A 16,404-nucleotide genomic window follows, 5' to 3' on the forward strand; every position below is an offset into this window, starting at 1 on the left:
ACTTGTTTATGGGGCTGACATCATGAGCGACGGCAAGAAATACATTTACGCATTCGAAGAAGGCGATGGCCAGAACAAGATGTTGCTGGGCGGGAAAGGCGCCAACCTCTGCGAGATGACCCAGATCGGCTTGAACGTCCCGCCAGGTTTTACCATCACCACCGAAGCCTGTCTTGCCTACCTGGAGAAAAACCAGCTCCCGGACGGGCTGATGGACGATATAAAGGTCCACATGTTGGCGCTGGAACAGAAAACCGGCAAAGGTTTCGGCAGCGACAAAAATCCCCTGCTGGTTTCGGTGCGCTCGGGTTCGGCGATGTCCATGCCCGGCATGATGGACACCATCCTCAACCTCGGCCTCAACCCGGCATCCCTGCAAGGCCTGATCAAGCAGACCGCCAACGAACGCTTTGCCTGGGACGCCTATCGCCGCTTCATCCAGCTGTTCGGCGAAATCGCGCTGAACATCAGCGGAGAACACTTCAAGGAGCGCATGCAGGCGATCAAGCGCAAACACGGCGCGCAACTGGACGTGGACCTGAGCGCCGCACATCTTCAGGAGCTGGCCAACGACTTCCTCTCCATCGTCGAGCGCCACAGCGGCAAGCCTTTCCCGCAGGACCCGTACGAACAGCTCGAAATCGCCGTGGGCGCGGTATTCCGCTCATGGATGGGCAAGCGCGCGGTGGATTATCGCAAGCAGTTCAAGATCACCAAGGAACTGGCCAACGGCACGGCCGTCAACATCTGCACCATGGTGTTCGGCAACATGGGCAACGACTCTGCCACCGGCGTGGGTTTCACGCGCAACCCCGGCACCGGCGAGAACGTGATCTACGGCGAATACCTCACCAACGCGCAGGGCGAGGACGTGGTGGCCGGCATTCGCACCCCACGGGCCATTGCAGAAATGGAAAAGGAAATGCCGGATATCTACCGCCAGCTGATCGTGCTGCACGACCGCCTGGAATCGCATTACCACGAGGTGCAGGACTTCGAGTTCACCATCGAGAAGGGCACGCTCTATTGCCTGCAAACCCGCAACGGCAAAATGAACGCCCGCGCCATGGTGCGCTCCTCGGTGGAAATGTTCCATGAGGGCCTGATTTCCAGGGAGCGCGCGCTGCTGCGCGTCGAACCGGCAGTGCTGGAGCAGTTGCTGGTGCCGCAACTCTCCCCCAGCTTTCACGGCAAGTCGCTGGCACAAGGCCTGCCCGCCTCGCCCGGCGCAGCTTCCGGCAAGATCGTGTTCGACGCCGACACGGCGGAAATTCGCGGCCGCGCAGGCGAAAAGATCATCCTGGTGCGCGAGGAAACCAGGCCGGAGGACATCCACGGCTTCTTCCAGGCACAGGGCATACTCACCAGCCGCGGCGGCAAGACTTCACACGCAGCCGTGGTGGCGCGCGGCATGGGCAAACCCTGTGTCTCGGGCTGTGAACAGATCGTGATCAACGACCTGTTGCGCAGCGCCATCATCGGCGACACCACGCTGCATGAAGGCGACATCATCACCATCGACGGCGGTACCGGCCATGTCTACGCCGGTGAAGTGCCAACCGTGGAAGCGGAATTCTCCGAGGAGATTGCCACCCTGCTGAAGTGGGCGGACGACGTGGCGCGCCTGAAAGTCATGGCCAACGCCGATACGCCGGAATCCGCCGCCAAGGCGCGCGAGTTCGGCGCCATGGGGATCGGACTGTGCCGCACCGAGCGCATGTTCAACGGCACCGACCGGCTGCCCATCGTGCAGGAAATGATCCTGGCGGAAACGCCGGAACAGCGCCAGTCCGCGCTGGACCGCCTGCTGCCGATCCAGCGTTCCGACTTCAAGGGCATTTTCAAGGCGATGAAGGGCCTGCCGGTGACGATTCGCCTGCTCGATCCGCCGATGCACGAATTCCTGCCCACCGCCGCGCAACTCGAGCTGGAAATCGCCCATCTGCACCAGCTGAAAGACACCATCGACGGCCTTGAGGAGTTGCCGGACACGCTGAAACTGCTCAATCCCAAGCTCTACCAGCAATATGCCGACGGCTTGACCAAGCTGATGGGCGGCTTGACCACCTTCAAGGCGTCGCACCTGGAAGATGATGTCATCAGCAAAAAGGAAAAAATCCTCAAAAAAGTGCGCGCGCTGGCGGAAGTCAACCCCATGCTGGGGCATCGCGGCGTGCGCCTCGGCATCACCTACCCCGAAATCTACTCGATGCAGATCCAGGCCATCCTCGAAGCGGCTGCCCTGTGCGCGCGGGAAGGCATCGAAATCCACCCTGAAATCATGGTGCCTCAGGTTGCCACGGTTGAGGAACTGACGCGCATCCACAGTTACGTGCAGCGCATCCACAAAATCGTCGAACTGACCCACGGCATCAACGTGAGATTCAAATTCGGTTCCATGATGGAAGTGGTGCGCGCCTGCCTGCGTGCCGGACGCATGGCGGAAACCGCCGAATTCTTCTCGTTCGGCACCAACGACCTGACCCAGGCAACCTTCTCCTTCAGCCGCGAGGACGCGGAAAACAAATTCCTGCCGGCCTACAACGAAACCGGCATCCTGCAGGACAACCCGTTCGAAGTGCTGGACATCAAGGGCGTCGGGCAACTGATGAAAATGGCGGTGGACAACGGACGCAAGACGCGCCCGGAACTGAAGGTGGGCATCTGCGGCGAACACGGCGGCCATCCTGGCTCGATCCATTTCTGCCACCACATCGGCTTGAGCTATGTCTCCTGTTCCGGTCCCCGCGTACCGATTGCCCGACTGGCCGCGGCGCAGGCCAAACTGCTGGAAGAACAGTACCGCACCCCAAGCTGATTCAGCCAGAACGGTGGGCAAGCTAAGCCTTGCCCACCCTACTCCTCCACTACCTGCAAGTCCGGGAACAGCACTTCGGTAAAGCCGAACAGCCGCATGTCGCGGATGCGCATCGGGTAAAGAATGCCCAGCAGGTGGTCGCATTCGTGCTGCACCACGCGGGCATGGAAATCCGAAACCGTGCGGTCGATAGGCTTGCCCGCGAAATCGAAGCCCCGGTAGCGCAACTGCTTGTAGCGCGGAACCTTGCCGCGCATGCCCGGCAGGGACAGGCAGCCTTCCCAGTCCTCCTCCATCGCCTCGCCGATGAATTCCAGTTGCGGATTGATCAGCACGGTGTCGGGAATCTCTTCCGCCTCGGGATAGCGCGGGCTTTTGAAACCGCCGAAAATCACCACCTGCAGGCCCACCCCGATCTGCGGCGCGGCCAGCCCGGCACCGTTGAGCGCTGCCATGGTGGCGCGCATATCCGCAATCAGGGCATGCAGTTCGGGCGCATCGAACGCCTTCACCGGCTGCGCGACCGACAACAGGCGCGAATCGCCCATCCTGAGCACGGGCTTAATCGGCACGCAGCGCCACCAAGTGTTCGATCACGCCGTAAACGCGCTGCATTGCCACCTTCAGCACCGCCTCCACTTCCTCGTAAGGAATGACATCCTTGCTGGAACCGCGCCCGGCGGCATAGTTGGCCGACACGGTGAGCGCCGCGTAGCACAGGCCGATCTCCCTGGCCAGCGACGCTTCAGGCATACCGGTCATGCCCACCATGGTGGCGCCGTCGCGCTCCAGACGGTTGATCTCTGCCGCCGTTTCCAGGCGCGGCCCCTGTACCGCGGCATAAACACCGCTGCCGATGTATTTTTCGCCCGCATCCTGGCAAGCTTTTATGCACAACTGGCGCATGTCCTCGCAATAAGGCCAGGTAAAATCGATATGCACGACCGATCTCGAGCCGCACAGCGCCGAACAGTCGTGATAAGTCGTCTTGCGTCCCCAGGTGTAATCGATGATCTGATCCGGGATGGCAATGGTGCCCGGCGGGAGATCGGCGTGAATGCCGCCCACCGTGGCAATGGAAAGCACGTCTTTCACGCCCTGGGAATGCAGCGCCCAGAGATTGGCGCGGTAATTCACTTCATGAGGGGGAATGGTATGGCCATGGCCGTGACGCGCCAGGAATACCACTTCATGTCCGTTGATCCTGCCAAAGGTCAGGGCGCCTGAAGGGTCGCCAAAAGGCGTTCGCACCACCTTGCGGCGGACGTCCTGGAGATCCGACATCTGCGTCAGACCGCTACCACCGATAATTCCGAGCATACTTAGTTATCCTTCAAAGCATAAATCGCGGGCAAATTTCGCCACGCACCGTGAACATCCATACCGAAACCGAACACATAGCGGTTGGGTACGCGCAAACCGACAAAATCGGCGCTAATCGGCTTCTTGCGTCCGGTTTCTTTCTCGGCAAAAACAACGCTGTAACAGGCCGTTGCACCCAGTTCCAGCACGCTGGCACGAATTTCTGCCAGCGTGATCCCTTCGTCCAGAATATCGTCCAGCACCAGTACCACCCGCCCTTTGACATTCGCCGGGGGCGGCACTTTCCACACCATTTGTCCGCCGCGGATGGCATCCCCATAGCGCGACACCTGGACATAATCGAAATCCAGCGGAAACGCCAGCAACGGCAACAACTGGCCGGCGAACACCGTCGCACCGCTCATCACGCCCAGCACCAGCGGTTGCTTGTCCGCCAGTTGCGCCGATATCTCCCCGGCCAGTCGCTGCACGGTGTCGGACACCTCCTGTGCGGAATAGACCAGGTCCGCCGCTTTATATATTTCCCAAGCTTTTTCTGCAGCCAGCATTATTTTACCTTCCCTTCCTGTTTAAGCTGTTAACCCTTGATACACGCTTTCGGCCGCAGGAAGGCAACGCGCTTCGCCAAGCCTGCCTGTTCCGTCGCCGCAGCCACCTCGTCCACATCCTTGTAGGCTCCCGGCGCTTCCTCCGCCGCCCCACGCATGGATTGGGTGCGGATGAGAATTCCCTTGCTGGCAAGCTCGCGAATCAGCTCCTTGCCCTGCCAGCGTTTCAGAGCCTGGGTGCGGCTCATGGCGCGTCCGGCACCGTGGCTGGCCGAAGAAAAAGCGCGGTTTTCGCTTTCCAGCGTGCCGGCCAGCACATAGGAGCCGGTGCCCATGCTGCCGCCGATGATCACCGGCTGGCCGGCCGTCCGATAGCGCGCCGGCAGGGCCGGGTGACCGGGGCCGAAGGCGCGCGTCGCGCCCTTGCGGTGGACGTAGAGCAGCCGTTCCTTGCCGTCCACCTGATGCTTTTCCAGTTTGCAGGTGTTGTGGGAAACGTCGAACAACGTCTCCAGACTGGCCTGCGGCAGGATTTTATCGAACACCTCTCGCGTCAGGTGGGCAAGTATCTGGCGGTTGGCCAGCGCCACATTGACCGCGGCGTTCATGGCGCCGATATATTCCTGACCTTCGGGCGAGTTGATCGGCGCACAGGCCAGTTCGCGGTCGGGCAGATGTATGCCCAGCCGGCCCGCCGCCTTGGCCAGGGAAAGCAGGTAGTCGGTGCCGATCTGGTGCCCCAGGCCGCGCGAGCCGCAATGGATGGAAATCAGCACCTGCCCCTGATGGAGGCCGAAATCCCGCGCGGCGGCAGCGTCGAAAATCTTCTCCACCACCTGCAGTTCCAGGTAATGGTTGCCCGAACCGAGCGTGCCCATCTCGCCGCGCTGGCGCTTCTTGGCGACCTCGGAAACGTAGCCTGGCACGGCGCCTGTCATGCGGCCATGCTCCTCGACGAATTCCAGCTCGTCCGCGTGGCCGTAGCCATGCTGCACCGCCCATTGCGCGCCGCCAGTCAGCACGTCGTTCAACTGGGCAGGCGTCAGCTTGAGCTTGCCTTCCTCGCCCACCCCCGCCGGAATGGCGCGAAACAGGGCATCCGCCAGTTTTTCCAGGTGCGGCGCAATGTGCTGCAGGTCGAGGTTGGTGCGCAGGCAACGAATGCCGCAGGAGATGTCGAAACCCACGCCGCCGGCCGAAATGATGCCACCCTGCTCGGGGTCGAACGCCGCCACGCCGCCGATCGGGAAACCATAGCCCCAGTGGGCATCGGGCATGGTCATGGCGCTGCCCACCAGGCCCGGCAGGCAGGCCACGTTGGTGATCTGTTCCAGCACCTTGTCGTCCATGCTGGCAAGCAGGGATTGGCTGCCATAGAGGATCACCGGGGCGCGCTTCTCCCCGCTGTGCAGCGGCACGCTCCAGGAACAGGCATCGATTTGTTTCAGGCGGTTCAGATCCATTATTAGCTTTCAGCCATCAGCTGTCAGTGGTCAGCAGTCAACTGATAGCTGACGGCTGATGGCTGACAGCTGTTTTTCATACATCCACCACGCAGCGCGCTTCCCAATTCCCGTCGACCTGCTCGACACGCAGCATGGTCAGGGTCGCGCCCTTGACCTCGGTGCCGCGCTCCATGTTCGCGTCCCACGGCGCGCCCCATGCCTCCCCCTGCCATTGTCCAGAGGCGCGAGTCAACTTGAAGCGCCCCAGAACCAGGTCCCGCTGGCGCGCCTCGGCCAGCAGACGGTTAAGCCAGGTCACTAGCGCCAACTCCGTATCTTCTTCGACAAAGGCAAACGCGAACTGCACCAGCGGCCTGACCTGGGCGGCGTCCACCATGATCGCGAACATTCCCTCGGCTGACCCTTCGAACGCTTCTTCCAGCGTGGCGCCGCGACCGATGACGCCGATATCGGCATCGTGCTCGAAATAATCGAAGCTCACAGTCCGCTCAACACCTTGATATGCGCTGTTGCGCTGCGCCCGAGGGCATGCAGGGCGTACCCGCCTTCCAGCACCGACACGATGCGTCTTGCAGCATGGCGCGCGGCGATATCCTTGAGTTTCTCGGTCACCCAGATGTAATCGGCCTCCTTCAACCCGAATCCGCCCATGTCGTCTTCGCGGTGCGCGTCGAACCCAGCCGAAACCAGCAGCAACTCAGGCTGAAAGCATTCCAGGGCGGGAAACCAGTGCTCCGTCACTGCTGCACGGAAGCCCTCGCCCACAGTCCCGGCTGGAAGCGGGACATTGATGATGTGCTCGTTGCCGCTATGCGCCCCCGAGTAAGGGTAATAGGGATGGCGGAAAGTCGAGCACAACATCACGCGCGGGTCATCGTGAAAGATGTCCTCCGTCCCGTTGCCATGGTGCACGTCGAAATCGGCGATGGCCACGCGTTGCAGGCCATGTTGTTCAAGCGCGTGCGCCGCGGCGACCGCGACGTTGTTGAAAATGCAGAAACCGCCCGAGCTGCTGCGCCCGGCATGATGGCCCGGCGGGCGAATATTGCAGAAGGCATTCTCCGCCCGGCCGGAGAATATCAGGTCCACCGCGTGCACCGCCGCGCCGGCAGCATGCAGTGCTGCTTCGAGGCTATGTTGATTCATCGCCGTATCGCCGTCGAGGTGAACCAGCCCGGCGCTCGGCGCCTGAGCGAAAATCTCGCGGATGTAACCGGGCGTGTGCACGCGCGCCAATTGCGCCTCGCTGACACGCGGTGCATTATGGTGATCGAGAAACGGCAACAACCCGGAGGCGATCAGTTGATCTTCGATCGCTTCGATGCGCCGGGGGCTTTCCGGATGATCGGCACCCATGTCGTGCTTGAGACAGGCGGGATGGGTGATGTAAGCAGTATGCATTGGGGTTTTTCTGCCAGTCTTATATAAGACTTGATGTCATATTTTGTGGCACAATGGTCACAAACTTTTCCTATAATAACCTTTCTCTCATTTGGATCGCAAAATCATGGGCCAACACTACCTCAATCCCCTTTTCGCGCCAAAGTCAGTAGCAGTGTTCGGCGCCAGCGACCGCATCGACTCGATCGGCCAGATCGTCTTTCAAAACATGCTGGAAAGCGGCTACCAGGGCGGTCTTTATCCCATCAACCCGAAGAGTGCGGAAGTCCAGGGCAAGAAAGCCTTTGCCTCGATCGCGGAAATCGGCGAGCCGGTCGAACTGGTGGTCATCGCCACCCCGCCGCAGACGGTACCCGACATCATCGAGGATTGCGGCAAGCATGGCGTCAAGGCCGCGGTCATCATCACCGCCGGCTTCGGCGAGACCGGCCCCAAAGGCCAGGCGCTGGAGCACGCGGTGCTGGAAAACGCCAACCGCTACGGCATCCGCCTGATCGGCCCCAATTGTCTCGGCGTGATGCGCCCCTCCATCGGCCTCAACGCCACTTTCAACAAGGGCGGCGCGAACAGCGGCAACCTGGCGTTCGTGTCGCAATCCGGCGCGCTCTGTACCGCCATTCTGGACTGGGCGCAAAGCAATGACGTCGGTTTCTCCAGCGTGGTGTCGATGGGCTCATCCGCCGACGTGGACTTCGGGGAAATCCTCGACTACCTGGTATCGGACAACAAGACCCAGAACATCCTGCTGTACATCGAAGGCATCCGCAACGCCCGCAGCTTCATGAGCTCGATCCGCGCCGCAGCGCGCATCAAGCCGGTGATCCTGGTCAAGGTGGGACGCCACGCCGCCGGCTCCAAGGCAGCCATGTCGCACACCGCCTCGCTGGTGGGCTCGGATGACGTGTTCGACGCAGCCGTGCGCCGCGCCGGCGTGGTGCGGGTGCAGACTATTACCCAGCTGTTCGCCGCGGCCAAGGCGCTTTCGTCCGGCTTTCGCCCGGTCGGCAACCGTCTCGCCATCGTCACCAACGGCGGCGGCCCGGGCGTGATGGCCACCGACCGCGCCGTGGATCTGGGACTGACGATTGCCACCCTCTCGGACAGCACCATCGAACAGCTCAACCAGGTGTTGCCGCCCAATTGGCCGCACAGTAACCCGGTGGACATCATCGGCGACGCGCAGGCCGACCGTTACCATCACGCGGTCAAGGCCTGCCTGGAAGACCCGAACGTGGACGGCGTGCTCGCCATTCTCACGCCGCAGGCCATGACCAAACCGCTGGAAGCCGCCAACGCGGTGATCGAACTCACCAATCAGTACAGCAAACCCCTGCTGGCCTGCTGGATGGGCGAGTCGCAGGTGGCCGAAGCGCGCGTCGCCTTCGCCAAGGCCAAGAAGCCCAGTTTCCGCACGCCGGAGCCGGCAGTGGAAGTGTTCTCCTACCTCTCGGACTACTACCGCAACCAGAAGCTGCTGATGCAGATGCCGGGTCCGCTCTCGCACCAGCTCGAACCCGACGTGGAAGGCGCGCGCATGGTGATCGAAGGCGCCCTGCTGGAGCGCCGCAAGGTCCTCAACGAGATGGAATCCAAGGCGCTGCTGTCGGCCTTCCACATCCCGGTGGCCAAAACCATGGTGGCCCGCACGCCCAACGAGGCGCTGCTGATTGCCGAACAGCTGGGCTTCCCGGTGGCGATGAAAGTCAATTCGCCCGACATCACCCACAAGACCGATGCCGGCGGCGTGCTGCTCAATCTCGGCAACGCCCAGGCGGTGCGTGCCGCTTACCACGAGATCATGGAAAACGTGCAGCGCAATCGCCCCAACGCGCACATGGACGGTATTTCGATCGAGCCCATGATCGTCAAGCCCAATGGCCGCGAGCTAATGGTCGGCGTGACCAGCGACCCGGTGTTCGGCCCGGTGATCACTTTTGGCGCCGGCGGCACCACGGTGGAAATCATGGGCGACCGCTCCGTCACCCTCCCCCCCCTCAACCATTTCCTGGTCAAGGATCTCATCCACGGCACCCACGTATCCAAGATGCTGGGCGCCTTCCGCCACATGCCCCCGGCCGACATGGCGGCGCTCGAAAGCGTGCTGCTGCGGGTATCTGAAATGGTATGCGAGCTGCCGCTGCTGATGGAAATGGACATCAACCCGCTGATCGTCGACGAACACGGCGTGCTGGCCGCCGACGCACGCGTGGTGGTGGAATACCGCCAGCCCAACCCGGACCGCTACGCCCACATGGCGATTTATCCCTACCCGACGCACCTGGTCAGCAAATGGCAACTGGCGGACGGCACCGACATCACCATCCGCCCGATCCGTCCGGAAGACGCCGAACTCGAGCAGGAATTCGTGCATGACCTGTCCGAGGAATCGCGCTATTTCCGCTTCATGCGCAGCGTGCAGGAACTCACCCCGGACATGCTGGCGCGCTTCACGCAGATCGACTACAGCCGCGAGATGGCGCTGATCGCCGTGACCAATGTGCACGGCAAGGAAGTGGAACTGGGCGTCACGCGCTTCTCCATCAACCCGGACGGAGAAAGCTGCGAGTTCGCCCTGGTGGTCGCCGACAGCATGCGCGGCAAGGGGCTCGGCCAGAAACTGATGACCGCCCTGATGGATGCCGCCCGCTCCAAGGGGCTGAAAGTCATGGAGGGCGAAGTGCTCGGCAACAACCGCAGCATGCTCAAACTGATGACGCGCCTGGGATTCAGCATGGAAGTCAGCCCGGAAGACGAAAGCATCAAGAATGTCCGCAAGGAGCTGTAATGCAAGTTGTAGCTTTATGGAATTTAACGCATGAGTAGCAAAACCACCTCAACTACTCTTGAGTTGTCACAGCAGGACATGGACAAGGTTTTCAGCACCATAGATATTCCGGCATGTCCTTCGATGGTGACGGAAGTGCTGGCGGAAGCGCAGAAGGACGACCCCGACATGAACCGCCTGGCCAAGGTGATTTCCAGCGATGTCGGCATGGCCGCAATCGCCATCAAACTGGCCAATTCTCCCCTGTTCCGTACCGGCGTACCGGCCAGCAACGTGTCCAAGGCGCTGGCGCGTCTCGGCACGCGCAATATCGTCAGCCTGGTGATGGCCATCGCCTTGCGCAACAGCATGTCCGGATTGCCGGCCCCGCTGGTGGAGAAATTCTGGAGCCGCGCCTCGGCCGTTGCCACGGCCGCCGGCATGATCGGGCGGCGACAGCATGGCATGGCACCGGATGCCGCCTACACATTCGCGCTGTTCCACGATGCGGCGATCCCCTTGATGATGCGACGCTTCCCCAATTATGCCGAGGTTGTGGACGCGTCGCGGCAACGCGGCCTGCTGCTCATCGATGCCGAAGCAGAATTCTTCCCCTGCACCCATCCCATCATCGGCTCACTGCTGGTCCGCAACTGGGGACTGCCCTCGGTGCTGGGCATGGCCATTCGCTTCCACCATGAAGAAGATCTCTACGACCTGCCGGAGGAAACGCTCCCCGCCGCCGCCCTTTCCCTGATCGCCGTGACCCATATCGCCGAGCACCTGGCCAACGAGATGCTCGGCGAAGAGGATCTGGAAGTCGGCAGCGTTCATTACGAGCGGGCACTGGCGCATTTCGGCATCGGCGAACTGGAGCTGGCCGATATTCGCGAAGACCTTGAAATCGCCCTGAACGACGCAAAAAACTGAAACGGCCCGTACGCACATGAACATCGAAGGCACCCCCTACCGCACCATCTGGCCCGCCGAAGACGGCGTGGCAGTCGAGATCATCGACCAGACCCGCCTGCCGCACGAATTCGTCACGGTACGACTGGAAAACCTGCACGACACGGCGCTCGCCATCCGCAACATGCTGGTGCGCGGCGCCCCGCTGATCGGCGCGACTGCGGCCTACGGCGTGGCGCTGGCGATGAGCGGCGATGCTTCGGACCAAGGGCTGGAACATGCCTGCGACACCCTCGCTGCGACCCGCCCCACCGCCATCAACCTGCGCTGGGCGCTCGCGCGCATGAAAAACCTGCTGTTGCCGGCGCCGGCGAGTCAGCGCGCCGCCCGAGCCTGGAAAGAAGCCGCCGCGATCTGCGACGAGGACGTGAACATCAATCGCGCCATCGGCGAGCACGGCCTCAAGCTCATCCAGCGCGTGCTGGAAGCCAAGGGCGGGCCGGTCAACATCCTCACCCACTGCAACGCCGGCTGGCTCGCCACGGTGGACTGGGGAACGGCCCTGGCACCGATCTACGCCGCCAGCAACGCCGGCATTCCGCTCCACGTGTGGGTGGATGAAACCCGGCCGCGCAACCAGGGCGCCAGCCTTACCGCCTGGGAGCTAAAGCAGCACGGCGTGCCGCACACCGTGATCGCGGACAACACCGGCGGACACCTGATGCAGCACGGCATGGTGGACATGGTGATCGTCGGCACCGACCGCACCACCGCCTGCGGCGACGTGTGCAACAAGATCGGCACCTACCTCAAGGCGCTCGCCGCCTTCGACAACCAGGTCCCGTTTTACGTCGCCCTGCCCGGCCCCACCATCGACTGGACGCTGGAAGACGGCGTGCGCGACATTCCCATCGAACAGCGCGACGCGGAGGAAGTCACCCGCATTCGCGGCAGAACGGCGGAGGGTGAAATCGTCAGCGTCATCCTCACTCCGCCCGGCAGCCCGGCCGCCAATTATGCCTTCGACGTCACCCCGGCACGCCTGGTCACCGGCCTGATCACAGAGCGCGGCGTCTGCACGGCTTCACGCGAGGGCCTGCTGGCTTTGTACCCGGAGAGACAATGATGAGCAACGAAGCCGAGCTGCGCCGCGCGCTGATCGAAACGGCCATTGCGGCACAGCGCGAAGGCCTGAACCGGGGCACTTCGGGCAATCTCAGCGTGCGCTGCGGCGCCGGCTTCCTGATCACGCCCTCGGGCATGCCCGCCTCCGAGCAAACGCCGGAAGACATCGTTTTCATGGATATGGACGGCAATGCCAGCGGGCGCTGCAAGCCTTCCAGCGAATGGCGCTTCCATCGCGATCTCCTGCTTGCCCGCCCGGAGTTGAACGCCGTACTCCACGCCCATTCCACCTTCGCCACCACCCTCGCCTGCCTGGGCCGCGACATCCCGCCCTTTCACTACATGATCGCAGCTGCCGGCGGCAAGAGCATCCGCTGCGCGCCCTATGCCACCTTCGGCAGCCAGGAACTCTCGCACCACGCGCTGCAGGCCATGACGCAGCGCAAAGCCTGTCTGCTCGCCAACCACGGCATGCTGGCGGCGGAAACCAGCCTTAAACGCGTTCTGGCCCTTGCGGTCGAGGTGGAAACCCTGTGCGAACAATACTGCCGCGCATTGCAAATCGGGGATCCGGTCATATTGCCGGACGCCGAGATGGAGCGCGTGCTGGAGAAGTTCAAACACTACGGCCAGCACGCCAGCAACACCTAATCAACCGAACATCCTCGATGTCTCCGCAATAAATTAATCCAATTGTTATTCAATTGGGGTGAATCCGGTATTGCCGCCGTCCACGCTCCTGATCTAACCTCTTTATCCAAGGCATTCACAATTGGCCCCCCACGATAAAGAGGAGGAAACAGTGGACGAGCAATTCAAACAGCACGGTGCATTCAGCTGGAACGAACTGATGACCACCGACGTAGCAGCGGCGAAAGCCTTCTATTCCGGTCTGTTCGGCTGGGAAACGGAAGACATGAGCATGCCGGGCATGTCATACACCGTGGTCAAGGCGGGCGACAAGGGCGTGGGCGGCATCATGACGATGCCGGAAGATGCCAAGAATATGCCGCCGATGTGGGGAGCCTATGTCACCGTCAAGGATGTCGACGAGACCGCTCGCAAGGCAGAGCAACTCGGCGCGAGAATCCTGGTGGCGCCCAGCGATATCCCTGAGGTCGGACGTTTCTGCGTGATCCAGGACCCGCAAGGCGCCGTCATCAGCGCCATTACCTATAGTGAAAAATTCACTTCCAGTCCCGGCTAGCAACCGTTTAAAGGCCAAGGGCTAAAATTGGAAAACTCAACTGCGCAAGGCATGCTCCCGTTCCAACTGCTGCAACAGGCCACGCGCGGCGTCCTCGACCATATCCAGCACGTGTTCGAAGCCCTGCGCACCGCCATAATAAGGGTCCGGCACCTCGCGCTCGTCGAATTGGGCGCTGAATTCCAGGAAAAGGGAAACTTTGCGAACATGCTCGGACGGACAGATACGCTTCAGATTGGCAAGGTTGTCGCGATCCATGGCCAGAATGTAGTCGAACTCATGGAAATCCCGCTCGCTCACCTGGCGGCCGCGCAGAGGGGAAAGGTCGTAACCGCGCTTTTCCGCAGCAGCGCTGGCGCGGGCGTCCGGCGCCGAGCCGATGTGGTAAGCGTGGGTTCCGGCGGAGTCGATGAGAATCCTGTGTTCCAGTCCGGCGTTTTGTACCAGGCGGCGGAACACGCCCTCCGCTGTGGGAGAACGGCAGATATTGCCCATGCAGACAAATAATATGTTTATTTTTTCCATGTTACTCAGTTAGTTGTTTTATACAATTAAAGTTAAATGTAATTCCAATCCGCGCTTCGGCCATTCAAATGCGTTTGCCTGAAGACATTTTAGCCGAGACGGATTGTTCCATGAAAAGAACTGTTGCCAAGTTTTATCCACTTAAAACGGCGGACGAGAAATGTTCAAATTGCTGCGTTTCTACGCGATAGCAAGTTTTATCAGCATCTTCATAACGGCCGCACTGCTTACGTTGTTCTATCGCCAGGTGACCATCCAGTGGGTCACCAAGGTCGCGGAACGCGGCAACCTTGCATTGGCGCATACCACGCTGAATGCCGTCAGGCCGCAACTCGTCGATTACCTCAAAGCGAGGCCCAAATCGACTGAGCTAGGAAGCGGCACGCCGGAATTTCCACCTGAACTCGCAGCGGCGATTAAGCGTCTGACGGTCGACACCGCAGTAGTCACCTTCAAAATATTCGACCGCAACGGCGTGATCGCCTACTCGACCAAGGCCGAACAGATCGGCACGGACAGGGAAGACAATGCCGGATTCACGTCCGCTCTCAGGGGCGAAGTTGTCAGTGATCTGGTTTACCGTGACGCCTTCAATTTTTTCGACAAGGTCACCGAATCCGACAACTTGCTGCAAACTTATATCCCGATACGCATCAAGTCAGGACAGCCGATTCTGGGCGTGTTCGAGATCTATACCGATGTCAACGAACTGGTGCGAGAGAACGCACGGATGTTGGTGATCTTCCTGGTGGGCGCAGAGAGCATGCTCGCAATACTCTATGCCGTACTGGTTCTCGTCGTACGACGGGCAAGAAACGTCATCGAAGCCCAGCAGCAAACCATCCAGGAAAGAACCAGCGCACTTGAAACGCTAACGCGCCGCCTGATGAAAAGCGAGGAAGTGAAAAAAAAGAAAATCGCCACCGACCTGCACGAAGGCCTGGCGCAGACGCTGAGCGCGATCAAGGCCAACGTCGAAAGCAGCCGCCTGCGCATCGAGACGGACGACGAACACACAAAGTCGCTGGATTCCATCGTCCCGGTCATTCAGAGCGCCATTCAGGAAGTCCGGAGCATTGCGACCGAGTTACGCCCATCCAGTCTGGACGATCTCGGACTGATCTCGACGCTCAACTGGTATTGCCGGGAATTTTCGCGCCTGCACCCGGGAATGCAGGTCGAACGGGAAATCGAGCTAAGGGAGGAGGAAATACCTCATTCGCTGAAAATCGTCATTTTCCGCATCATCGAGAAGACATTCGAAAATGTCGCGCAACACTCTCCAACGGACCGGATCGCGATCGTGCTGGGCATGGAAGACGGAGCAGTCTCATTGATTATTTACGACACCCCCACAGCGCAGTCCGAACGCCCGGAACTCCTCACCGATCCACACCTGCGTTTTGCCGAAATGCGCGAGCGCACCACTTTATCGTATGGAGAATTTTCGGTCATTCGCAACCGGCATGGAGGAGTAACACTACACGCCGTGTGGCCAGTGGAAATCCGGAAAACAGCCGAGCAGGTCTAACAGGCAAACATCGCTGAAACAAATACTGGCGTAAACTAAGTAGCCAGCAGCCCCTTCTCGATGGCGTAAGCGGTCAGCATGGACGCATTGTGCAGGTCGAGTTTCTTCATCAGGTTGGAACGGTGCTTTTCCACCGTCTTGACGCTCAGGCAGTAATAGTCCGCGATGTACTTGTTGGGGTGCCCTTCGGCCACCAGCTTCAGCACTTCCCGTTCCCGGTGCGTCAGCGTGTCCCACTGGCTCGATCCAGTCGTGGACTGCCCCGTACCCAGGTAGCCGTTGATCACTTTCGCCGATATGTCGGGACTCAGGTAGGTCTTGCCGTTCAGCACGCTGCGGATCGCCACGCGCAATTCGTCGTGCGTCGCGTCCTTGAGAATATAGCCGTCAGCCCCCGCACGCAGGCTTTCGTGGATGTATTCGTCGGTCTTGTGGATGGTCAGCACCAGCACCTTGGTTTCCGGGTAGCGCCGCTTGATGTCGCGTATCGCTTCGATCCCGTTCATCCCCGGCATGGTCAGGTCCATCAGCACTAGGTGCGGCGCCAGCGCCCCGACAGCCTGGATCGCATCGCGCCCGTTGTCCGCCTCGCCGGCAATCTCGATGTCCGCGTCCTGCGTCAGCAACGCGCGCAGGCCGGCCCGCAACAGCGTATGGTCTTCTACAATCAGCAGGCGATATTTTTTATTCATGTATCCTCCGTCCTTGGAGCACTGCGTCAATTCCGACATTATCACCATGACCCGTAGTCATATCTGGGCCGATCACTGTATTAACTTATACGGCA

At 60.9% G+C, this 16,404-nt stretch carries 15 protein-coding genes; 7 read left to right on the top strand and 8 right to left on the bottom strand.

Annotation, left to right across the window (positions count from 1 at the left end; genetic code table 11):
• Nucleotides 1–22: 22 nt before the first annotated feature.
• The gene (gene ppdK, locus SKTS_RS12525) at nt 23–2,818 is read left to right on the top strand and encodes a pyruvate, phosphate dikinase (protein WP_173065452.1); all 2,796 of its coding nucleotides are present in this window, start codon (nt 23–25) and stop codon (nt 2,816–2,818) included.
• Between the two features lie 38 nt (nt 2,819–2,856).
• Here the strand turns inward: ppdK and def are convergent, their stop codons facing one another.
• The 6 genes from def to SKTS_RS12555 all read right to left on the bottom strand — a co-directional run bounded on the left by def (nt 2,857) and on the right by SKTS_RS12555 (nt 7,556).
• Nucleotides 2,857–3,390 (bottom strand): peptide deformylase, encoded by a 534-nt coding sequence (gene def, locus SKTS_RS12530; RefSeq protein ID WP_173065455.1) that lies wholly within the window; start codon nt 3,388–3,390, stop codon nt 2,857–2,859.
• On the bottom strand, nt 3,380–4,138 hold the full coding sequence (locus SKTS_RS12535; protein WP_173065458.1) for an S-methyl-5'-thioinosine phosphorylase: 759 nt from the start codon (nt 4,136–4,138) through the stop codon (nt 3,380–3,382). Before SKTS_RS12535 ends, def begins: the two co-directional genes overlap by 11 nt.
• A 2-nt stretch (nt 4,139–4,140) precedes the next feature.
• On the bottom strand, nt 4,141–4,689 hold the full coding sequence (locus SKTS_RS12540; protein WP_173065461.1) for a hypoxanthine-guanine phosphoribosyltransferase: 549 nt from the start codon (nt 4,687–4,689) through the stop codon (nt 4,141–4,143).
• Nucleotides 4,690–4,718: 29 nt separating this feature from the next.
• A complete protein-coding gene (locus SKTS_RS12545) occupies nt 4,719–6,152 on the bottom strand; it encodes an RtcB family protein (RefSeq protein ID WP_173065464.1) in 1,434 nt (477 codons plus the stop codon).
• Nucleotides 6,153–6,228: 76 nt separating this feature from the next.
• Entirely contained in the window at nt 6,229–6,636 is a 408-nt protein-coding gene (locus SKTS_RS12550; RefSeq protein ID WP_173065468.1) for an archease, read from the bottom strand.
• Nucleotides 6,633–7,556: a histone deacetylase family protein gene (locus SKTS_RS12555; RefSeq protein WP_173065471.1), complete on the bottom strand. Its 924-nt coding sequence runs from the start codon at nt 7,554–7,556 to the stop codon at nt 6,633–6,635. The genes SKTS_RS12550 and SKTS_RS12555 overlap by 4 nt, the downstream gene beginning before the upstream one ends.
• 106 nt (nt 7,557–7,662) lie before the next feature.
• Between SKTS_RS12555 and SKTS_RS12560 the strand changes: the two genes are divergently transcribed.
• The 5 genes from SKTS_RS12560 to SKTS_RS12580 all read left to right on the top strand — a co-directional run bounded on the left by SKTS_RS12560 (nt 7,663) and on the right by SKTS_RS12580 (nt 13,561).
• Nucleotides 7,663–10,341 carry a bifunctional acetate--CoA ligase family protein/GNAT family N-acetyltransferase gene (locus SKTS_RS12560; RefSeq protein WP_173065474.1) on the top strand — a complete coding sequence of 893 codons (2,679 nt, stop codon included), beginning with the start codon at nt 7,663–7,665 and terminating at the stop codon, nt 10,339–10,341.
• Between the two features lie 30 nt (nt 10,342–10,371).
• The gene (locus SKTS_RS12565) at nt 10,372–11,250 is read left to right on the top strand and encodes an HDOD domain-containing protein (protein ID WP_173065477.1); all 879 of its coding nucleotides are present in this window, start codon (nt 10,372–10,374) and stop codon (nt 11,248–11,250) included.
• 16 nt (nt 11,251–11,266) lie between these two features.
• On the top strand, nt 11,267–12,355 hold the full coding sequence (gene mtnA, locus SKTS_RS12570; protein WP_173065480.1) for an S-methyl-5-thioribose-1-phosphate isomerase: 1,089 nt from the start codon (nt 11,267–11,269) through the stop codon (nt 12,353–12,355).
• Nucleotides 12,355–13,005, top strand: a complete 651-nt coding sequence (locus SKTS_RS12575; RefSeq protein ID WP_173069224.1) for a class II aldolase/adducin family protein — start codon at nt 12,355–12,357, stop codon at nt 13,003–13,005. The genes mtnA and SKTS_RS12575 overlap by 1 nt, the downstream gene beginning before the upstream one ends.
• A gap of 151 nt (nt 13,006–13,156) precedes the next feature.
• Nucleotides 13,157–13,561, top strand: coding sequence for a VOC family protein (locus tag SKTS_RS12580; protein ID WP_173065482.1), 405 nt, complete (start codon nt 13,157–13,159; stop codon nt 13,559–13,561).
• A gap of 36 nt (nt 13,562–13,597) precedes the next feature.
• Here SKTS_RS12580 and SKTS_RS12585 read toward each other — a convergent pair whose 3' ends face one another.
• On the bottom strand, nt 13,598–14,086 hold the full coding sequence (locus SKTS_RS12585; protein ID WP_173065485.1) for a low molecular weight protein-tyrosine-phosphatase: 489 nt from the start codon (nt 14,084–14,086) through the stop codon (nt 13,598–13,600).
• A gap of 160 nt (nt 14,087–14,246) precedes the next feature.
• On the opposite strand from SKTS_RS12585, the gene SKTS_RS12590 reads away from it, so the two are divergent.
• Nucleotides 14,247–15,617 (top strand): sensor histidine kinase, encoded by a 1,371-nt coding sequence (locus SKTS_RS12590; protein WP_173065488.1) that lies wholly within the window; start codon nt 14,247–14,249, stop codon nt 15,615–15,617.
• A 35-nt stretch (nt 15,618–15,652) separates the two neighbouring features.
• Here SKTS_RS12590 and SKTS_RS12595 read toward each other — a convergent pair whose 3' ends face one another.
• Complete coding sequence (locus tag SKTS_RS12595) at nt 15,653–16,309, bottom strand: response regulator (RefSeq protein WP_173065491.1); 657 nt, start codon at nt 16,307–16,309, stop codon at nt 15,653–15,655.
• Between the last annotated feature and the right edge of the window lie 95 nt (nt 16,310–16,404).

The organism is Sulfurimicrobium lacus, from assembly GCF_011764585.1.
GTDB classification, from domain to species: Bacteria; Pseudomonadota; Gammaproteobacteria; order Burkholderiales; family Sulfuricellaceae; genus Sulfurimicrobium; species Sulfurimicrobium lacus.

Excerpts from the sequence above, each read along its gene's own strand:
- SKTS_RS12590 (WP_173065488.1), top strand. The coding sequence starts at position 14,247 with ATGTTCAAATTGCTGCGTTTCTACGCGATAGCAAGTTTTATCAGCATC.
- SKTS_RS12540 (WP_173065461.1), bottom strand. The coding sequence starts at position 4,689 with ATGCTGGCTGCAGAAAAAGCTTGGGAAATATATAAAGCGGCGGACCTG.
- SKTS_RS12555 (WP_173065471.1), bottom strand. The coding sequence starts at position 7,556 with ATGCATACTGCTTACATCACCCATCCCGCCTGTCTCAAGCACGACATG.
- mtnA (WP_173065480.1), top strand. The coding sequence starts at position 11,267 with ATGAACATCGAAGGCACCCCCTACCGCACCATCTGGCCCGCCGAAGAC.
- SKTS_RS12595 (WP_173065491.1), bottom strand. The coding sequence starts at position 16,309 with ATGAATAAAAAATATCGCCTGCTGATTGTAGAAGACCATACGCTGTTG.
- SKTS_RS12575 (WP_173069224.1), top strand. The coding sequence starts at position 12,355 with ATGAGCAACGAAGCCGAGCTGCGCCGCGCGCTGATCGAAACGGCCATT.
- SKTS_RS12585 (WP_173065485.1), bottom strand. The coding sequence starts at position 14,086 with ATGGAAAAAATAAACATATTATTTGTCTGCATGGGCAATATCTGCCGT.
- SKTS_RS12535 (WP_173065458.1), bottom strand. The coding sequence starts at position 4,138 with ATGCTCGGAATTATCGGTGGTAGCGGTCTGACGCAGATGTCGGATCTC.
- SKTS_RS12560 (WP_173065474.1), top strand. The coding sequence starts at position 7,663 with ATGGGCCAACACTACCTCAATCCCCTTTTCGCGCCAAAGTCAGTAGCA.
- SKTS_RS12545 (WP_173065464.1), bottom strand. The coding sequence starts at position 6,152 with ATGGATCTGAACCGCCTGAAACAAATCGATGCCTGTTCCTGGAGCGTG.
- SKTS_RS12565 (WP_173065477.1), top strand. The coding sequence starts at position 10,372 with ATGAGTAGCAAAACCACCTCAACTACTCTTGAGTTGTCACAGCAGGAC.
- ppdK (WP_173065452.1), top strand. The coding sequence starts at position 23 with ATGAGCGACGGCAAGAAATACATTTACGCATTCGAAGAAGGCGATGGC.